The organism is Hymenobacter sp. UYP22 (assembly GCF_040547285.1).
Lineage (GTDB): Bacteria > Bacteroidota > Bacteroidia > Cytophagales > Hymenobacteraceae > Hymenobacter.
The window spans coordinates 18114-35734 of sequence record NZ_JBEPPK010000001.1 but is presented as its reverse complement, the minus strand read 5'-3'; the positions used below and the strand labels follow the sequence as shown (position 1 = coordinate 35734).

16 protein-coding genes are annotated in these 17621 nt (G+C 61.3%); 11 read left to right on the top strand and 5 right to left on the bottom strand.

The window, feature by feature from the left end; translation table 11 throughout:
• Positions 1-104 precede the first annotated feature (104 nt).
• The 4 genes from ABIB60_RS00160 (at position 105) to ABIB60_RS00145 (ending at position 3177) form a co-directional block, all read left to right on the top strand.
• Positions 105-512 (top strand): acyl-CoA thioesterase, encoded by a 408-nt coding sequence (locus tag ABIB60_RS00160; protein ID WP_354576912.1) that lies wholly within the window; start codon positions 105-107, stop codon positions 510-512.
• Positions 513-663: 151 nt separating this feature from the next.
• Positions 664-990: a hypothetical protein gene (locus ABIB60_RS00155; protein ID WP_354576911.1), complete on the top strand. Its 327-nt coding sequence runs from the start codon at positions 664-666 to the stop codon at positions 988-990.
• 147 nt (positions 991-1137) lie between these two features.
• The gene (locus ABIB60_RS00150) at positions 1138-2718 is read left to right on the top strand and encodes an NAD(P)/FAD-dependent oxidoreductase (protein WP_354576910.1); all 1581 of its coding nucleotides are present in this window, start codon (positions 1138-1140) and stop codon (positions 2716-2718) included.
• A 99-nt stretch (positions 2719-2817) separates the two neighbouring features.
• Positions 2818-3177 (top strand): CoA-binding protein, encoded by a 360-nt coding sequence (locus ABIB60_RS00145; RefSeq protein ID WP_354576909.1) that lies wholly within the window; start codon positions 2818-2820, stop codon positions 3175-3177.
• A 219-nt stretch (positions 3178-3396) separates the two neighbouring features.
• Here ABIB60_RS00145 and ABIB60_RS00140 read toward each other — a convergent pair whose 3' ends face one another.
• Positions 3397-4191 carry a glucose 1-dehydrogenase gene (locus tag ABIB60_RS00140; protein WP_354576908.1) on the bottom strand — a complete coding sequence of 265 codons (795 nt, stop codon included), beginning with the start codon at positions 4189-4191 and terminating at the stop codon, positions 3397-3399.
• 290 nt (positions 4192-4481) lie between these two features.
• On the opposite strand from ABIB60_RS00140, the gene ABIB60_RS00135 reads away from it, so the two are divergent.
• The 3 genes from ABIB60_RS00135 to ABIB60_RS00125 are packed head-to-tail and all read left to right on the top strand — an operon-like array spanning position 4482 to position 7050.
• Complete coding sequence (locus tag ABIB60_RS00135; protein ID WP_354576907.1) at positions 4482-5045, top strand: RNA polymerase sigma factor; 564 nt, start codon at positions 4482-4484, stop codon at positions 5043-5045.
• 5 nt (positions 5046-5050) lie between these two features.
• A complete protein-coding gene (locus ABIB60_RS00130; RefSeq protein ID WP_354576906.1) occupies positions 5051-5860 on the top strand; it encodes a hypothetical protein in 810 nt (269 codons plus the stop codon).
• Positions 5861-5886: 26 nt separating this feature from the next.
• Positions 5887-7050 (top strand): outer membrane beta-barrel protein, encoded by a 1164-nt coding sequence (locus ABIB60_RS00125; protein WP_354576905.1) that lies wholly within the window; start codon positions 5887-5889, stop codon positions 7048-7050.
• 94 nt (positions 7051-7144) lie between these two features.
• On the opposite strand, the gene ABIB60_RS00120 is transcribed toward ABIB60_RS00125, so the two are convergent.
• Positions 7145-7900 (bottom strand): TrmH family RNA methyltransferase, encoded by a 756-nt coding sequence (locus ABIB60_RS00120; protein WP_354576904.1) that lies wholly within the window; start codon positions 7898-7900, stop codon positions 7145-7147.
• A gap of 50 nt (positions 7901-7950) precedes the next feature.
• Between ABIB60_RS00120 and tamL the strand changes: the two genes are divergently transcribed.
• Positions 7951-10512 carry a translocation and assembly module lipoprotein TamL gene (tamL, locus tag ABIB60_RS00115; RefSeq protein WP_354576903.1) on the top strand — a complete coding sequence of 854 codons (2562 nt, stop codon included), beginning with the start codon at positions 7951-7953 and terminating at the stop codon, positions 10510-10512.
• Positions 10513-10649: 137 nt separating this feature from the next.
• On the opposite strand, the gene ABIB60_RS00110 is transcribed toward tamL, so the two are convergent.
• A complete protein-coding gene (locus ABIB60_RS00110) occupies positions 10650-12827 on the bottom strand; it encodes an alpha-ketoacid dehydrogenase subunit alpha/beta (RefSeq protein WP_354576902.1) in 2178 nt (725 codons plus the stop codon).
• A gap of 125 nt (positions 12828-12952) precedes the next feature.
• On the opposite strand from ABIB60_RS00110, the gene ABIB60_RS00105 reads away from it, so the two are divergent.
• Entirely contained in the window at positions 12953-13480 is a 528-nt protein-coding gene (locus ABIB60_RS00105) for a GNAT family N-acetyltransferase (RefSeq protein ID WP_354576901.1), read from the top strand.
• A gap of 180 nt (positions 13481-13660) precedes the next feature.
• Here the strand turns inward: ABIB60_RS00105 and ABIB60_RS00100 are convergent, their stop codons facing one another.
• Entirely contained in the window at positions 13661-14692 is a 1032-nt protein-coding gene (locus tag ABIB60_RS00100) for an MBL fold metallo-hydrolase (protein WP_354576900.1), read from the bottom strand.
• 339 nt (positions 14693-15031) lie between these two features.
• Between ABIB60_RS00100 and hemF the strand changes: the two genes are divergently transcribed.
• Positions 15032-15994, top strand: coding sequence for an oxygen-dependent coproporphyrinogen oxidase (gene hemF / locus ABIB60_RS00095; protein ID WP_354576899.1), 963 nt, complete (start codon positions 15032-15034; stop codon positions 15992-15994).
• The gene (locus ABIB60_RS00090) at positions 15988-16578 is read left to right on the top strand and encodes a phosphatase PAP2 family protein (protein ID WP_354576898.1); all 591 of its coding nucleotides are present in this window, start codon (positions 15988-15990) and stop codon (positions 16576-16578) included. The genes hemF and ABIB60_RS00090 overlap by 7 nt, the downstream gene beginning before the upstream one ends.
• A gap of 3 nt (positions 16579-16581) precedes the next feature.
• On the opposite strand, the gene ABIB60_RS00085 is transcribed toward ABIB60_RS00090, so the two are convergent.
• On the bottom strand, positions 16582-17556 hold the full coding sequence (locus ABIB60_RS00085) for a serine hydrolase domain-containing protein (RefSeq protein WP_354576897.1): 975 nt from the start codon (positions 17554-17556) through the stop codon (positions 16582-16584).
• Positions 17557-17621 lie beyond the last annotated feature (65 nt).

Sequence of the window (17621 nt, the reverse complement as noted above, 5' to 3'; positions counted from 1 at the left end):
CCGTGGGCAGACGAATCAGCAGAGCAAGCAGCCATACCAGCGGGAAAAGGCACTCCGAAAATGCGGGCCGGGAAGGTATTTCCTTCATCCTTTTCCCTAGCAGTATGCTTACCCTCGACGAAAAAATCAGCCAGGCCGAAACCCGCATTTTCAAGGCCGTTTTTCCCAATACCACCAACCACTACGACACCCTGTTTGGGGGCACCACGCTGCACATGATGGATGAGGTAGCTTTCATTACGGCCACCCGCTTCAGCCGCCTGAAAATGGTTACCGTTTCCTCCGACAAAGTAGACTTTACCCACCCCATTCCGGGGGGCACGCTGGTGGAGCTGATTGGCCGCGTGGAGCATGTGGGCACTACCAGCCTGAAAGTGCGCGTGGAGCTGTTTGTGGAACAGATGTACTCCGAAGACCGCCACCGCGCCGTGTCCGGACTGTTCACCTTCGTAGCCGTCAACGACCAGAAAAAACCCATCCGTATTCTGCCCGCCGAGGTGGTTTCAGCCTAGGGCGGCAGGCGGCAACTCCTGAACCCGAAAGCTAGCGGGAGCGTAGGAAGAAGAAACAAATGGGACATAACCAATATTTTTTCGAGTTATCCCGAACTATTCCGGTAAGCTGCGCGGTTTGCTTGCCACTCCCCCGTTTCTTCTACTCTGTATGCCCAACGAGCAGCCCTCCACTCACCCCATAAACGAACGCCTGGAACAGTCATTCCGGGATGCTGACCAGGCCCGGGAAGAACTCACTGAGTCTCTGGCCAATTCCGTAGCTGCCAACTGCGACCTGCTGCACCACGGCTTGGTTGGCGCCAAAGGCCTGGAAGTAACCACCGAAATGTACCGGCACTTGCTGGGCCGGCTGTTGCGCCACTCCTCCGGCGAAGTACGCAACCAGACGCTGGCTCAGTTCAACGAGTCCATCGAGAAGTTCTGGCCCCGGGCCAAAAGCGGCAAGGGCTTCTTCACCGCCGACGACGACCACTAGGTAGCTCGGCTCTTGTTTGCAAGCCTCCCTTGCTCCTGTCAGGTTTCTTGCCTGAGTTAGGCGGCAGCGGGAGGCTTGTTGCGTATCTTTGCGGCCCCTTGAGTACCCGTTTCGGTTCAAAGGCTAACTCCCTTTCACCTGTTGTGTATGGCTCCCTTCCAGGAAATTGAGCTGCTTCTGGCCCCGGAAGTAGCCTACGATGAACTGGCCCGCTACCGGGCCCTGCTTGCGGCCGCCGGCCTTTTGCCCGGCCAGGCCGATTTTGTGCACCTGCGAAAACGCTCCGTGGATGCCCGCGGCCGGCAGCCCCTGGTGCGCCTGCGCGCCGATATTTATCGCTCCGCCCCGCCCGCCGACTTATTCGGCCCCTGGTTTAGCTACCCCAACGTGCAGCAGGCCACCCGCTCGGTCCTGATTGTGGGGGCGGGCCCGGCTGGTTTGTTTGCGGCTTTGCGGGCCATTGAGCTGGGTATCAAACCTATTGTGCTGGAGCGGGGCAAAGATGTGCGCACCCGCCGCCGTGATTTGGCCGCCCTCAACAAGGAACACCTGGTGAACCCCGACAGCAACTACTGCTTTGGGGAAGGCGGGGCCGGCACCTATTCCGACGGCAAGCTCTACACCCGCTCCACCAAGCGCGGCGACATCCAGCGCATCCTGCGGATTCTGGTGCAGCACGGCGCCACCCCGGATATTCTGGTAGATGCCCACCCCCACATCGGTACCAATAAGCTGCCCTACGTGGTGGCCGCCCTCCGCGACAGTGTGCTGGCCGCGGGCGGGGAAGTACGGTTTGAAACCCGCGTGGATGACCTGCTGCTAACGGGCCAGCATCTGCGCGGGGTGATTACCAGCACCGGTGAGGAGCTAACCGCCGACGCCGTCATTCTGGCCACCGGCCACTCGGCCCGGGATATTTACGAGCTGCTACACCGGCGTGGCGTGCTCATCGAGGCCAAGCCCTTTGCCCTGGGCGTGCGCGTGGAGCACCCCCAGCAACTCATCGACCAGGCCCAGTACCGCCGCCAGGACCGGGGCGAGTTGCCAGCGGCTTCGTATTCTTTGGTGCACCAGACGCAGTGGCAGCAGCGGCAGCGGGGCGTGTTTTCGTTCTGCATGTGCCCCGGCGGTTTTATTGTGCCGGCCGCCACGGCTCCCGGCGAGGTGGTGGTAAATGGCATGAGCCCCTCCCGCCGCGACTCCCGTTTTGCCAACTCGGGCATTGTGGCGGCCGTGGAGCTGGAGGACATGGACGTGCGCCAGTACGGCGCGCTGGCGGGCCTGCGGTTTCAGCAGGAAATTGAGCAGCGCGCCTGCCAGCTGGCCGGCGGTACCCAACTGGCCCCGGCTCAGCTATTGGGCGACTTCCTCAAGAAAAAAGTATCGGCTGAGCTGCTGGAAACCAGTTATCAGCCGGGTCTTGTATCGGTGCCAATGGACAAAGTATTAGGAACAGGCCTGGCCGAGCGGCTGCGCCAGGGCTTCCAGAACTTCGGCCGCAAAATACCCGGCTACGCCACCAACATGGCCCAGATTGTGGGCGTGGAAAGCCGCACCTCCTCGCCCGTGCGCATCCCCCGCGACCGGGACACGCTGCAGCACCCCGAGGTGCGCGGCCTTTTCCCCTGCGGCGAAGGCGCGGGCTACGCCGGCGGCATTGTGTCGGCGGCTATGGATGGGGAGCGGTGCGCCGAGGCCGTGCTGGCGCAAGTGGCCGCAGGTTTGTAGTTATCCGTTGGGAGGTTTCACCGTATACAACAGGCGTACACCATTCGACTCCCACCTTTTTGTAGCTGATTACCCCGGTTATCAGCTCCCCCTTCTGATATGAAAAAGACCCTTGTATTGGGCGCTACCGATAACCCCGCCCGCTACGCCTACCGCGCCGTGCACCAACTCAAAAACCACGGCCACGAGGTGGTGCCCGTGGGCATCCGCAAAGGCTCAGTGGCTGGCCTGGAAATCCGCAACGACCGGCCTACCGCCCAGGATGTGGACACCGTGACGCTGTACGTAGGCCCCCAGAATCAGCCGGGTTGGTATGATTACATTCTGGACCTGAACCCTAGGCGCATCATCTTCAACCCCGGCACCGAAAACCCGGAGCTAGAGGAACTGGCTCACCAGCGCGGCATCAAAACCGAAGAAGCCTGCACACTGGTTATGCTGAGCGTGGGCCAATACTAATCGGTTTACTGTACACACGAAAAAGCCGCCGTGCCTTGAGGTACGGCGGCTTTTTTCATTAAAGCTGTTCAGGAAGATCGTCAAAACGTCCTGCAGAGCCGGAGGCGAAGCATCTCGCGTGCTGACGTCTGAATAGCATAGCAACGTCAGCACGCGAGATGCTTCGCCTCCGGCTCTGCAGGACGTATTAAAAGTTGCCGGACAGCCTCACTATGAGGTTTACTCGGCGTTGCCGTACATATTGGATTCGCCGCCGTCGATGGCAATGGTTTGGCCGCTCACGTAGGAGGCATCTTCGCTCAGCAGAAACGCCACCAGCTTGGCTACCTCCTCGGGCTGGCCCAGGCGGCGCGTGGGGTTATTGCTGGCGTACTGGGCTTCGGCCTGCTTGGGGTCGGTGGGGTTTACCTGCTTGAAGGCTTCGGCCACCATGGGCGTAAGAATGGCCCCCGGCGCAATGGCGTTGGTGGTGATGCTGTAGCGGCCGTACTCCAACGCCGCATTCTTGGTCATGCCCGATACGGCGTGCTTGCTGGCCACGTAGGGCATCTGGTTGAGTACGCCCCGAATGCCGCCTACGGAAGCCACATTTACGATGCGGCCGCTGCCCTGGCGCTGCATCACGGGCAGCACGTAGCGCAGGCCGTAGTATACGCCCAGCAGATTGATGTCAATTACTTTCTTGAACACGGCCACATCGTACTCCGTGATGCTGGCCTGCTTCCCTTCGATGCCTGCATTGTTGTAGAAGCCATCAATGCGGCCAAACTTGGCCACGGCTTCCTGTACGTAGTGCTGCACGGCCGCTTCATCCGAAACGTCGGCCACCACCGTCAGTATTTCTACTTCCCCAAATTCCTGACTGACGGCCTGTTGCGCCTCCTGTAGGCTCTGCTCATTGTAATCGATGAGCACCAGGTGGGCACCCCGACTAGCCAATTCTTTTGCGGCGGCCAGACCTAGGCCCATGGCTGCGCCGGTAATCACCATTACTTTTCCTTGCATCGTTTTCATAGCCAAGAAATTTATGTTGGTACATACTACAGACAGCCAGCTTACCCGTTTGTTGAGAAAAGCCGGTATTTTACCGCTGGGCTAGGCTGTGTGGACAGTAAGCAAGCCTACATAACGCCACATCCTCGGCATGACGTTCCGCTTGGTAGTCAGAAGCGTTACTGCCCACACAGCCTGGGCTGTGGCCACGGCCGCTAACTTTTTTTACGGGCTCAGGCAACCGTCCGCAGTATCCGCCCATCTAGCCCTCCAAACGCCCCGCATCTGACTGCACTTTACCCTTCCTTTCCGTGACTGAAGTCGAACTGATAGCCGCCTGCCGACAAGGCAGCAGCCGAGCCCAGAAACTGCTGTATGAGCGGTTTGCGGGCCTGATGCTGGGTGTGTGCCTGCGCTACCTGCGGCGGCGCGAAGACGCGGAAGAGGCCTTGATTGTGGGCTTCACCAAAGTATTCCGGGCCCTGGACCAGTACCGCCACGAGGGTTCTTTTGAAGGCTGGATTCGGCGCATTGTAGTGAACGAGGCGTTGGGCATGCTCCGCCGCAAGGAGCCCCTGCACATGGCCATCGATGATTTGACCTACGACGTGCCCGCCACCGCCGCCGAGGCCGAAAGCCAGCTTAATGCCCAGGATATGCTAGCCCTGCTGGCAGATTTACCCGCCGGCTACCGCACTGTGTTCAACCTCTACGCGCTGGAAGGCTACACCCACCCCGAAATCGGCGAGCTGCTCGGTATATCGGAAGGTACCAGCAAGTCGCAGCTCAGCAAGGCCCGGGGCATGCTCCAGCGCCGCCTGGCAGTGGCCGGGGCCCAGGCCCGGCCCACTCCTACCACCCTCTACTCCTACTAAGCCTCATGCAACCCGAAGATATTGACAAGCTGTTCCGCGAAAAGCTGGCGGACCACGCGCCCACCCCGCCGGCCTTTCTCTGGGCCGAAATCGAAGCCGAAATTCAGCCCCGCAAACGGCGGCCGATGATGTGGCTGGCCGCTGCCTCGGTGGCCCTGCTGACCTTGCTGGGCGGCCTGTGGTGGACGCTGCAAAACGGCGCAGGCCTGCAGAATGGCCGCCCCGAGCTGGCCGCTACTACACCCCGCCACGCCGCTGCTGCCACGCCCGAAAATATTTCACCGCCCCAGGCAACTACCTCCCCGGCTTCTCCATCTAGCCCCTCAGAAGCCCCGGCCAACCAGCCGACTGCCGCAGTGGCCACTGTGGCACTCGCCGCCCAAACCCCGTCCGTGGGTGTACAACCGGACCCGGTTTTGGCAGCCAGCCGGCCCAGCCGGCCTCGTGCTTCGACCCAGCGCCAAGACGTGGCGCAGGTAGCCACCACGGCCTCCACCCCGAACCGGCCATTAGGAACCACTCCTGAGAAGCCCGCTGCTGAGCGGGAATTACCGCAGGAGCTCAGCCGCCCCTCGGAGCTGCCTACCCACACCGTCGCCCTTACCGGCCCCATTGAGGTGGAAGTACGGCCCGCCGCCGCTCCGGCTGCGCCCGTTGTTCCCGCTCACCGGCCCCGGTTAGTGTCGTTGCTCCGGCAGGCCCGCAATGTGGTGCAGGGTGAAAAGGTGAGCCTCACGGCCGCCGGCTTACCCGAAACGGTGACGGTGCAGGCCCGCCTGGCGGGCCACACGCTCACCAAAGTCATTCAACTTTAACTCTCCCGCTTTCAGCGCCTTCTGTCATGAAACGCCTCCCCGTTCTCCTCACCGCCCTCCTGCTGGGTGCCGCCTCCGCCGCCCAGGCCTCCGATTTCGCCCGCCTCACGCCCCCTCGCGTGGCCAACGACGACACCATTGTGGTGAAGCTGCCCAACCAGGCCAGCATGACCCTATTCGTGAAAAACAAAGCCCAGCTGCGGGAGCTGCGCCAGTACAAGCTGGACTCCTTGCTGGTGCTGCTGGATAGCTACATCACCCAAGCCGAGGCCGCCGGCAAAAACTCTAAGTCGGAGCAGGTGACCATGGAGTTCTACCCCGCCAAGGAGCAGCCCGGCAAGCAGGTGCCTGAGCAGATCCGCATCACGGTGCGCAACCAGGGCCCCGGCGCCAAAACTAAATCGGCCGACCATGTAGACGTGACCTTGGGCCGGGTGTTTGGGGTGACGGTGGATGAAAGCACCGACGGCGGCTCTGACCGGGTATCGGTGCGGGTGGGCGCCACGCCTGCCTCCGACTCCATCCGGAATGCCCAGCGCCAAGCCAAGCGGGAAGAGTACCGGAACCGCGCCGTACACAGCAACTTCAACATCGACTTGGGCCTGAACGCGCTGGTAGATAAGGGGGCCGATGCCAACGGCGTAACGCCCGACCTGCGCCCCGTTGCCTCCCGCTACCTCAGCCTCAACTGGCACTACGATATCCGCCTGGGCCAGAAAGGCTCCGTGCTGTACCTGCGCACCGGCCCCGAGCTGGCTTTTAATAACTACATGCTGGATGGCAACTATCAATTTACCAACACCAACGGCATCACCACGCTCAGCAAGGCTGAAGCCGGCCGCAGCCTAGAGAAAAGCAAGCTGGCCGTCACCAGCATCAACTTGCCCCTGATGCCCATGCTCAACTTCCAGGATAAGAAGGGCAAGAACGCCTTCCGGGTGGGGGCCGGCGGGTTTGTAGGCTACCGTCTGGGCTCCCACACCAAGCTGAAATACGAGCAGGAAGGCAACACCAAGAAGGACAAGGACCGGGGCAGTTATAATCTGGAAGACTTCCAGTACGGTGTACAGGGCCTTATCGGCATCCGCAGCATCAACCTGTTTGCCAAGTACAACCTCAACGACACGTTCAAAAACAACCGCGGCCCCCAGGCCCAAACCTTCAGCTTCGGCTTCTCGCTGCTGAATTAGCGGTGAAATAGTGAGATAGTGAAATGGTGAGTTTGACGTTCTACCGGGCCTGATGGCGCAAGTAGAACGTCAAACTCACCATTTCACTATCTCACTATTTCACTATCTCGTTCCGGTAGAAGTTATCCAGCAGAATGGCGGCGGACACGGCCACGTTGAGGCTTTCGGCCTGGCCCCGGCCGGGAATGTGCAGGCGCTGAGTCAGGCAGGCTTCTACGGGGGGCGTGAGGCCGTGGCTTTCACTGCCCATAATCAGCACGCCGCTGGGCCGTAGCGTGAGGCGGTGCACGTTGTCGCCGTGCAGGTCGGCGCCGTATACGGGCAACTCCGGCGGCAGGCTGCCGAGCCACTCGGGCAGGTTGCGCTGCCATACGGGTACCCGCGTAAACGAGCCCATGGTGGCGGCCACGGTTTTGGGGGCCCAGGGGTCGGCGCAGGTATCGGAGCACACCACCCCGGCCAGTCCGTACCAATCGGCCAGGCGAATGAGCGTACCCACGTTGCCCGGGTCGCGCACCTCATCCAGGGCCAGCAGCAACTCCTGTCGGGGTACGGGCAGGGACTTTTCCGGGGGCAGTTGGGCAATAGCCAGGGCAGTATTGTTGGTGCTGAGCGTGCCCAAACGGGTCAGCTCCTCGGCCGAAACCACGTCAACGGGTACCCCGGCGGGCAGCTCCGCGCGGATTTTCTCCTCGAATTCGGCCGTAAGGATAAGGCGTTCCGTTAGAATCCCGGAACTTAGCAGCTCCCGGACGCTTTTGCCCCCTTCCACCAGAAAGGCATTGTGCCGGATTCGGTACTTCTTCAGGTGCAGCGCGTGCACGTATTTCGCTACTGCTTTTGAAACCATATTCGCAATTGAACGAGGAGCCCCCACGGGGCCTGTTTTCAGATACATGTATGTCCCGACTAGGACTGGGGGCGGTGCTGCTGGCCGGGGGCCTGAGTGCCTGCTCGCCCACGCGGCTTTTGCAGCCCGGGCAGCGCCTGCTCAGCCGGGTTAAAATAGAAGGCACGGACCAGGCCGACGCGGAGCGCCTGCAGGCGCTGGTGCAGCAGAAGCCCAACAGCACCTTTCCCCTGCCAAAGGTAGCCATCTACCAGCTAGGGCGCTCATTTTATAACCGGGAGCGAATTCAGCAGAAACTGGACGAGGACCGCACTAAGTACGACCAGCTCATCAAGGCCGCCGCCACCGACTCGGCGGAGGCGGGCAAGCTGCTTACCAAGCGCGAGCGGCACACCCGCCGCCACCAGCTGGCCCTGGACAAGGGCAACGCCATCATGCGCCTGGGCGAGGCGCCGGTGATTTACGACTCCTCGCTGACGGCCACTTCGGTAAAGCAGCTGGGCATATTTCTGAAGTCCAAGGGCTTTTTCCGCAGCGCCGTTGCCGTTACCGATACGGTGCCCACGGAGCGGTTCGCGCCCTTCCGCATTTTCGCCCTCAAGTCTCCCTTCCACGCCGATTCCCAGCGCGTGACGGTGACGTACCGCATTCAGGAGGGCCCGGCCTTCCACTACTCCCAGCTAGATTACGACATTGCCGACACGGCCATAGCCCGGCGGGTGCTGGCCAGCCAGCCCGAGAGCCAGCTGCGGGTTGGGCAGCAGTACGATGAAGAAGTCATTGGATCGGAGCGCAACCGTATTGAAACCCTGCTGAAGAACCAGGGGTACTTTGATTTCCGGGAGCAGTACATTACCCTGGAGGCCGATACCAGCTTCGCGCCGACCTCCGTGCGCCTGCGCACCATCATCAGCAAGCCCGCCCGGGGGGAGCAGCACCGGCTCTACACCATTCGGGGCGTAAACTTTATCACGGATGCGGGCCTGGTCCGGTTTGGCCTGCAGCGCGACACGCTGGTGCGCGACTCGGTGAACTACCTGGCCTACAAGCACCGCTTTAGTACCCGCGCCCTCGACCGGAAGCTGCTGGTACGGCCCGGCCAGCCCTACAGCTTGGCCAAAACCCAGCAGACCCAGCGCCAGTTGAGCAGCCTGGATATGTTCCGGTTTAGTACCCTCACCTACCGGCGCGTGCGGGGCAGTGAGGCCCCCGCCGACTCGGCCAAGGGCCTGCTGGATGCTACCGTGAATGCCTCGCCCGCTAAGAAATTCCAGGAAACCACTGAATTTGGGGGTACCTACGTGGCCGAGAAGGTAGGCCCGTTTGGCAACGTACGCCTGAAAGTTCGTAACGTATTTGGGGGGGCGGAGGTGCTGGAGTTTGGGGTACGGGCCGGTTTTGAAGGGCAGTACAACCTTACTGGGCTTACCCAAGGCGGCGTGGAGTCCAAAAATCTACGCAGCCAGTTGACCACCCAGCTCGGAGCGAATGTAAACCTGGTGCTGCCCCGGTTCCTGGTGCCCTGGCAAGGTGGCCGCTATTTTGCCCGGTATAATCCGCGTACGCGCTTCAACACCGCCTACACCTACGTGAAGCGGCCCGAATACACGCGCACCAACCTGGAAGGCACCCTGGATTACCTCTGGCAGCCCTCTACCTACGCCCAGGTAGTACTTACCCCAGTGGATGTAAGCGTTATCCGGACGGCCTCCATTGACCCGGCTTTCCGGGACACCCTGGAGCAGCTACGCATTAACCAAGGCTCTCCGCTGTACCGCAGCTTTGATAACCTGTTCATACCCAGCTTCAACGCCACGTATTTATACAACTCCAACAACTTCACCCAAACGCTCAATGCGCAGTACCTGCGGCTGTTTGTAGAATTTGGGGGCCTTACCCGCGGGCTGTACCAGAAAGAGCCCCTCACCAGCTACCGCGACGATTTGCGCAGCAACCGGCTGAAAGTATATGACTTCGGGAAGATAACCGTGGATTACCGGCGCTATTACAAGCTTACGCCCAGCACGTATTTCGTGTACCGGCTGTCGGGTGGGGTGGCCACGGCCTTGTCCAGCACCAAGCTCACTACCGTAAACAAGGATGGGTCGGAGGCGGTGACGGAAACGCTGTACCTGATTCCGTACGATAAATCCTTATTTGCTGGTGGCAGCACCAGTGTGCGGGCCTGGAAGCCGCGGCGCCTGGGTCCCGGCTCGTACGCAACTACCCGCATTCCCAGAAACTCCACTACCCCCGTGCGCGACTACAACACCGAGCAGCCAGGCGAGGTACTGCTGGAAGGGAACGTAGAATACCGCTTTCCGATTTATAGTTTCATCAAAGGGGCCCTCTTTACCGACTTTGGCAACCTCTGGACGCTCCGCAACGACCCACGCCCGGGGGCTGAGTTTAAGCTAAACCAGTTTTACCGGCAGTTTGCGGTGGGCTCCGGCATCGGGTTCCGGTTTGATTTCGACTTCCTGATTCTGCGCCTCGACGTGGCTACTAAAGTGTACGATCCTTCCGCCATTGGCAGCAACTGGGTTATCCGCAAGTTTAGCCTCCGCGAAGACCAGTCAGCCTTTAACCTGGGCATCGGCTACCCCTTCTAGGCAAGTGGTGAAGTTGTGAAAGGTGAAATTGTAGCAACCTGGAGTAGAAAGAAAACGCCCCGGCAGAGTTGCCAGGGCGTTTTGCGTTTTCCGGGCGAAACTGGTTTTCACAACTTCACCTTTCACAACTTCACTACCTAATATCCCAGCAGTTCCTGCAGGGCCGCCAGCACCTTGTCGGGGTTGGGCAGCATCTGCTTTTCCAGCTCCACGTTGAGGGCAATGGCGGGCAGGTTGGCGGCCCCCAGCGTAAATATCGGCGCATCGAGCTGCTGGAAGCAGTGGCGCTGAATGCGGCCGGCCAGGCTTTCGGCGAAGGAATTCATAAGCGGCTCCTCGGTGAGCACCAGGGCCTTGCCGTGGCGGCGTACAGCGGCCTGCACGGCCTCCCAATCAAGGGGGTTGAGGGTGCGCAAGTCCAGGATTTCCACTTGCCCGGGCAACTGGCGGCTGGCGGTTTTGGCCCAGTGCACGCCCATGCCGTAGGTAATCACCACGCAGGTTTCGCCGTTGCGCAGCTTGGTGGCATCGGCCGGCTGGGCCACGGCGGCTTTGCCCAGGGGCAGCACGTAGCCGGCGGCGGGTTCTACCGTTTTAGCGTCTTCGGTGCCGGCTACCTTGCTCCAGTACAATCCCTTATGCTCCAGTAGCACTACCGGGTTGGGGTCGAGGAAGGCGGCCCGGAGCAGCCCTTTCATATCGGCGGCGTTGCTGGGGTATACCACCTTGATGCCCCGAATAGTCAGCAACGTGCTTTCTACGGAACCTGAGTGGTAGGGTCCGCCCCCGCCGTACGCGCCCACCGGCACCCGAATCAGGCTTTGCACCGGAAACTGGCCGTTGGAGAGGTAGCAGGACTTGCTGAGCTCTTCCACCAGCTGGTTGAGGCCGGGCCAGATGTAGTCGGCAAACTGGATTTCCACAATAGCTTTGGCCCCCACGGCACTCATGCCGGCGGTGCTGCCCACAATGTAGGCCTCCTGAATGGGCGTGTTGAACACCCGGGCGTCACCGTATTTCTTGGCCAGCAGCGCCGCCTCGCGGAACACGCCCCCCAGCTCTCCGCCCACGTCCTGCCCATAGAACAGGGCTTCGGGAAACTCCCGCAAAATGTCATCCACGGCGTGCAGGGCAGCATCCACCATCAGAGCCTTGTCGGCACCAGCGGGGCTTCGCTCCCCGACTTCCTCGGTCACGGCCGCTGGGGCAAACTCATGGTCCTGGAAGGTAGCCGGGTCGGGGTTGGGGGCCGCCAGGGCGCGCTCGTAGTCCTGCTGCACCGTGGTGCGGGCCTGGGCGGCCAGTTGCTGGAGTTCATCTTCGGCGAAGCCCAGCTCCAGCAGCTGCTGATGAAAGCGCGGGAGCGGGTCGAGGGTGGTGTGCTGGGCCAGGTTGTCGCCGCGGTACCACTCCCGGCGCACCCCGCTGGTGTGGTGACCCAGCAAGGGGCATTTGGCGTGCACCAGCACCGGTCCGCGCCGCTGGCGCACGTACTCGGCCGCCTGCTGCATACCGGCGTAGCTGGCCAGAAAATCGGCCCCATCAAACTGCAAACGGTGCAGGCCTTTGAAGCCGGCGGCAAACTCGTAAGCATCCATGGCGCGCATCTCCCGGCTGGTGGCCGAAATGCCCCAGTCGTTATCCTGCACCAGATAGATAATGGGCAATTGGTGCAGCACGGCCATTTGCAGGGCCTCGGCCACTTCGCCCTCTGTCATAGCCCCATCACCGATGGAGCAGACCACAAGTGGGGCGGTATCTTGGGCTTTGGCAGGCAGCAGCTCATAGAGACCGGGCAATGGCGTACCGGACTCGCACTGGTCGCGGGGGTCAGCCATGAGCGGACCTATGCCCTGGCTTTCGAGGTATTTAAGGCCGTGCGCTACGCCAGTGGCCGGAATGGCCTGCATACCGGTGGCGGAGCTTTGGTGCGGAATGGTGGGGTAGCCGGCCCGGCGCAGGGAAGGGTGGCTGTAGTACGTGCGGCCGCCCGAAAATGGGTCGTCGCGCTTAGCCATGAGCTGCAGCATCAACTCGTAGGGTTGCAGACCCATTCCCAGCAGCATAGCATCGTCGCGGTAGTAGGGCGCGGCGTAGTCCTGGGGGCCCAGAAAGCAGGCGGCGGCCAGCTGAATAGCCTCGTGGCCCCGGGCGGTGGCGTGCACGTAGCGGGCCGTTACGGCCTTGTTTTCTTCGTAGAGGCGGGCCATTTCATCGGCCGTGCGCATCAGCAGGTAGGCCCGGCGCAGGGTGGCCGCATCGGGGCGAGTGTTGGGGGCGTCAGTTTCGAAAGCAGCGGCAGTTTCAGCAGTCATGGGTGGGTGGTGAGTGCGGGGCGAAGGTACGCAAAGGCAATGATGAGGGGAAACCGGCTACGGAGGCGGGTAGTTCAGGCGCGCACTCTGCTTTTCCGACCACCCGTGTTGCGTAGCTTTGCCCCATGCTCGCCAACCTCACCTTCTCCCCCGCCACCGACGCTGATATTGCCGCCCTCAACCACCTCGTGAACCGGGCCTACCGGGGCGAGGCCGCCGAGCAGGGCTGGACCACCGAATCGCACCTGCTGGCCGGCCAGCGCACCGATCAGGCTGACTTGCGGGAGCAACTGCACAGCCCCGGTGCTAGGTTTTTACTGGCCCGCACAGCCGTGCAGGAGCTGGTGGGCAGCGTATTTCTGCAGCAGCAAGGGCCCGATTTGTACCTGGGTATGCTGTCCGTAGAGCCCACTCTGCAAGCGCAGGGCCTGGGCCGCCAGCTCGTAACGGCCGCCGAGGCCTACGCCCGGACGCTGGGTTGCACGGCTATTCGGATTACCGTTATTTCGGTGCGCTATGAGCTGCTGGCCTGGTATGAGCGGCTGGGCTTCCGGCCTACCGGCGGCACTGTGGACTTTCCTACTGATACCCGCTTCGGCATCCCGCGCCAAACGGAGCCGCTGGTGCTACTGGTCTTGCGTAAGGAGTTGTAGGATACTCTTTGCTAGAAAGCAACAACTGTCATTCCGAACAAAGCGAGGAATCTGGATCAGCCAGCAATAGGTTAACCCAGATTCCTCACTTCGTTCGGAATGACAGTGTAAGGCTGTTCAGAAGGCTACCACAATCAATACGACGTCATGCAGAGCAGAGCGAAGCATGACGTGCTTGTTTCAGTCAAATGCCCACCACGCGTCCCGCTTTGGCGGGGTTCCCAGCGTGTAGGATTCACCGATGCGCGGTACCGTAACGGGCAGGCCGATGGCATCAGAAGCTTTAAGCACCAACTGAATCGGCTCATTCCAGGGGTGGTAGGCCAGCGTGAACTTGGCCCAGTGTACCGGCAGCAGCAGCCGGGCCCCGAGGTCCTGAGCGGCCTGGGCAGTTTCCTCGGGCAGGCAGTGGATGGCGTGCCAGCTCGGGTTGTACTGCCCATTTTCGAGCAGGGCCACATCGAAAGGGCCGTATTGCTCCCCGATGGCCCGGAAGTGCGGCCCGTAACCACTGTCGCCGCCCAGAAACAGCCGGTACTCATTCAGTTGCAGCACGTAGGAAGCCCACAGGGTACACTGCGGTTTCAGGCTCCGGCCCGACATGTGCTGGGCAGGCGTGGCTGTGAGCTGCACGCCCGGCACCGGCTCGGTGGTTTCGTGCCAGTTCAGCTCCGTGAGCTGCTCCGGCGCGTAGCCCCAGGCCCGCAGGTGGCCGCTCACGCCCAGGGGCGTAACCACGTGCTTCACTTTGCCGCGCAGCGGGGCCACGGTGGCGTAATCGAGGTGGTCGTAATGGTCGTGGGTGAGCACCAGTACATCAATAGGAGGCATATCGGCCACGGTGTAGGCATCGGCCCCGGCGTAGGATTTTACCGCAAACGACACCGGCGAAGCGGCTCCGCTGAACACGGGGTCAACCAGAATATTGAGCCCCCGGGCCTGAATCAGGTAGGATGAGTGGCCGAACCAGATGATGGTGGGCAGTTCGGTGGCCGGGTGGCGCAAATCGGTTTGCACGGTGGGCAGCGGGCGGGACGGCGTAACAGTGCGGGGCTTGCGCAGAAAATCCAGTAACATTTTGCCCATGGGCGCTTCACCGACGCTGAACTTCACCCCGCCCAGGTTCTGGAAACGGCCGTTCTGGTAGTTGGTGAGGCCGGCAAAGCGGCGCTGTGATTCAATGGCGGGATTTTTCCCGAAGACGTGGAGCATATATAGTAGTTTGGCGAGCCGGGTACCGGTCCGGCGGGCGCAGCCCGTCGGGCCGGTTGAAGTAAGCTGACATCCGGACGACGACGCCACAACGTCAGTTGACGGCAACCGGCCCGACGGGCTGCGCCCGCCGGACCGGGCAGCAGCGCCATCACACGGGCAGACGTACGGCGCGGCATTTTACTTTACCACGGGTGCGCGGAGAATAGCCACGCGGTGCCGCGGCCGGAATTAGCTACCTTTGCGGTTTGTATCACCGCCCCACTTTTCACCGCCGACGGTAAGCGCATCAGTCCGATTTCCCCGGGCTCCTACCCTCTACTTCAGCGGCCCCGTTGCATGCAGATTCCCGCGCTTTCGCCCTTCCCCGTCCCCACGCCCCACGCCCGCTTCCGCGACACCGTGGAGAGCTGGATGCGCCAGTTTCAGGACTGGCTGTGTCAGCAGCTGGAAACCACCGACGGTACCGGCCGCTTCCGCGAGGATGCCTGGCAGCACCACAGCGGGGGCGGCGGCCGCAGCCGGGTGCTCACCGAGGGCACCATCATTGAGAAAGGCGGGGTGAATTTTTCGGGCGTGGAAGGCCAGATGAGCGAGCAAGCCGCCCGCGTACTACTCATGCCCGACCCTAATTATTTCGCCACCGGCGTGTCGGTGGTGCAGCATCCGCGCAGCCCCCGCGTGCCCATTTCCCACATGAACGTGCGCTACTTTGAGGCCGGCAACGGCGAGGCCTGGTTTGGCGGGGGCCTGGATTTGACGCCCATCTACGTGGATGTGGAGCAGGCCCGCTGGTTCCACGAGCAGATTGCCGAGGTATGCCAGCGCCACAACCCGGCGTACTATGAGCGGTTCAAGCAGTGGGCCGATGAGTATTTTTACATTCCGCACCGCCAGGAAACCCGGGGCATCGGCGGCATTTTCTTCGACCGGCTCATCGTGGGCAAGGAGGCCGACGCCGAAAGTCTGTTCGCCTTCGTGCGCGACGTGGCCGAGGTGTACGGCCGCACCTACACTGCCCTGCTGCGCCAGAATGCTGATTTGCTCTACACCGCGCAGCAGAAACAGTGGCAGCTGGTGCGCCGGGGCCGCTACGCCGAGTTCAACCTGGCCATTGACCGGGGTACCCGCTTCGGGCTGGAAACCGGCGGCCGCACCGAAAGCATCCTCATGAGCCTGCCGCCCCAGTGCCAGTGGCACTATAACCAGCAGCCCGCGCCTGGCTCCCCGGAAGCCGACACCCAGCAGTGGCTGCGCAAGGGCGTCGACTGGCTCAGTGCCCAATCCACTGCCACGTGCTAGAGCAACTGCAAGCCCTTGACCGGTGGCTGCTGGTAGCGGCCAACGCCCACCGCACACCCAAGCTGGATGCGTGGATGGTTTTCTTTACCGAGCGGTTTGTGTGGTTTCCGGCCTACTTCGTACTGCTCGTGGTGCTGGCCTACCTCTACGGCCGCCGCGCCCGGTTGCTGCTGCCCTTGCTGGGGCTGAGCGTGGCCCTGGCCGACATGATTTCCAGCCGATTCTTCAAGCCCTATTTCGCTCGCCTCCGCCCCTGCCACGACCCCGACCTCTCGGCCACGCTGAACTTGGTAAACGGCTGCGGGGGTCAGTTCGGGTTCATTTCCTCGCACGCGGCCAACGCCTTTGCCCTGGCCGTATTCGTGGCCCTGGTGCTGCCCCGCCGCTACCGCGTGGCCAAGTGGCTGCTGTTCGTGTGGGCCTGTCTGGTGAGCTACAGCCGCATGTACCTGGCCGCCCACTTCCCCTCCGATGTACTGGCCGGGGCCCTGCTTGGTTCCGGCCTGGCCTGGCTCTGCGCCTGGGCCTACGAGCGACTGGCCCTGAAGTGGTTTGGCTCGGCGGAACCGGTTGCAGTGGTGTAAAACCTAGTGTATTTCATTCCACACCGCGTCCCCTGTTTTTTCCAGGTCGCCCGTGTCCGTGTTGGTCAGGATAATGACAGCGGTAGTAAAGTCGGGGGTGGTCAGCAGCAAGGAGTTAAACCCGTCGATGCTACCCCGCCGCTCAAGTACTGTCTGCGCCAATGATTTATTGTTGAAGTAGAATCCGACGGTAGGATATCCCCGGGTGTATTCAATAAAGGTTGGTTGCTGGGGTTTGGTAAGCAACTTGGCTGTTACCTGGGGCCGTAGCAGCCGGTTAGTCCTTAATGCTTCTACCAATATGCGCAGGTCGTCCACCGTTGAGTATATGGCTCCGGCCCCCGCGTAGTTTGATAGGTAGCGCGTGTCGTTGTAGAGCGTATCGTTTGGCACACCCGTTCCGAAACTGTAATTGTGGTAGCCATACGCCAGATTGCGAATAACGTGTGCTTCCTGCACTACACCCGTATTTTTCAGCTTCAACGGTTGAATAATAGCCTCCTGCAACAGTCGGGCATACGATTTTCCGGTAACTACTTCTAACACTCGGGTCAGCAGAATGTAGTCGACATTATTGTAGCGAAACCCCGTGCTACCCGGCCTTTTATCGACAACCACGTACTTGCGCACAAACTCTGCTGTCGATACGGGCGTAGCATACGCGCTAACGGGCTCATTGCGTAAGCCGGAATAATGCGTTAAGAGTGCCAGAAGGGTTATATCCCGGCAGTCGGGCGGCAGTTCCGGCAGGTAGGCTGCTACCTTATCGGTTAGCTTTAATTTGCCTTGCTCTTGTAGTTGCAATACCAGCACGGCGGTGAACGTCTTGGTCAGGGAAGCTACCGGAAACCGAGTGCTATCGGAAACAGGCACAGAAAACTGTCGGTTGGCATAGCCCCGGTTGATCCGCGCCACTACTTTACCATCATGGACTACCATTGCTGCTCCGCTAAAACGCCCTGCGTTGGCTTCAGCCACCAACAACCGCTCAATGGAATGCTGGGCCCTCAGTAGTTGGGGTAGAAATAGCAGGATCAATAGAA

Excerpts from the sequence above, each read along its gene's own strand:
- ABIB60_RS00125 (WP_354576905.1), top strand. The coding sequence starts at position 5,887 with ATGAAACGCCTCCCCGTTCTCCTCACCGCCCTCCTGCTGGGTGCCGCC.
- ABIB60_RS00145 (WP_354576909.1), top strand. The coding sequence starts at position 2,818 with ATGAAAAAGACCCTTGTATTGGGCGCTACCGATAACCCCGCCCGCTAC.
- ABIB60_RS00120 (WP_354576904.1), bottom strand. The coding sequence starts at position 7,900 with ATGGTTTCAAAAGCAGTAGCGAAATACGTGCACGCGCTGCACCTGAAG.
- ABIB60_RS00110 (WP_354576902.1), bottom strand. The coding sequence starts at position 12,827 with ATGACTGCTGAAACTGCCGCTGCTTTCGAAACTGACGCCCCCAACACT.
- ABIB60_RS00100 (WP_354576900.1), bottom strand. The coding sequence starts at position 14,692 with ATGCTCCACGTCTTCGGGAAAAATCCCGCCATTGAATCACAGCGCCGC.
- ABIB60_RS00140 (WP_354576908.1), bottom strand. The coding sequence starts at position 4,191 with ATGAAAACGATGCAAGGAAAAGTAATGGTGATTACCGGCGCAGCCATG.
- hemF (WP_354576899.1), top strand. The coding sequence starts at position 15,032 with ATGCAGATTCCCGCGCTTTCGCCCTTCCCCGTCCCCACGCCCCACGCC.
- ABIB60_RS00160 (WP_354576912.1), top strand. The coding sequence starts at position 105 with ATGCTTACCCTCGACGAAAAAATCAGCCAGGCCGAAACCCGCATTTTC.
- ABIB60_RS00150 (WP_354576910.1), top strand. The coding sequence starts at position 1,138 with ATGGCTCCCTTCCAGGAAATTGAGCTGCTTCTGGCCCCGGAAGTAGCC.
- ABIB60_RS00130 (WP_354576906.1), top strand. The coding sequence starts at position 5,051 with ATGCAACCCGAAGATATTGACAAGCTGTTCCGCGAAAAGCTGGCGGAC.
- ABIB60_RS00155 (WP_354576911.1), top strand. The coding sequence starts at position 664 with ATGCCCAACGAGCAGCCCTCCACTCACCCCATAAACGAACGCCTGGAA.
- ABIB60_RS00105 (WP_354576901.1), top strand. The coding sequence starts at position 12,953 with ATGCTCGCCAACCTCACCTTCTCCCCCGCCACCGACGCTGATATTGCC.
- tamL (WP_354576903.1), top strand. The coding sequence starts at position 7,951 with ATGTCCCGACTAGGACTGGGGGCGGTGCTGCTGGCCGGGGGCCTGAGT.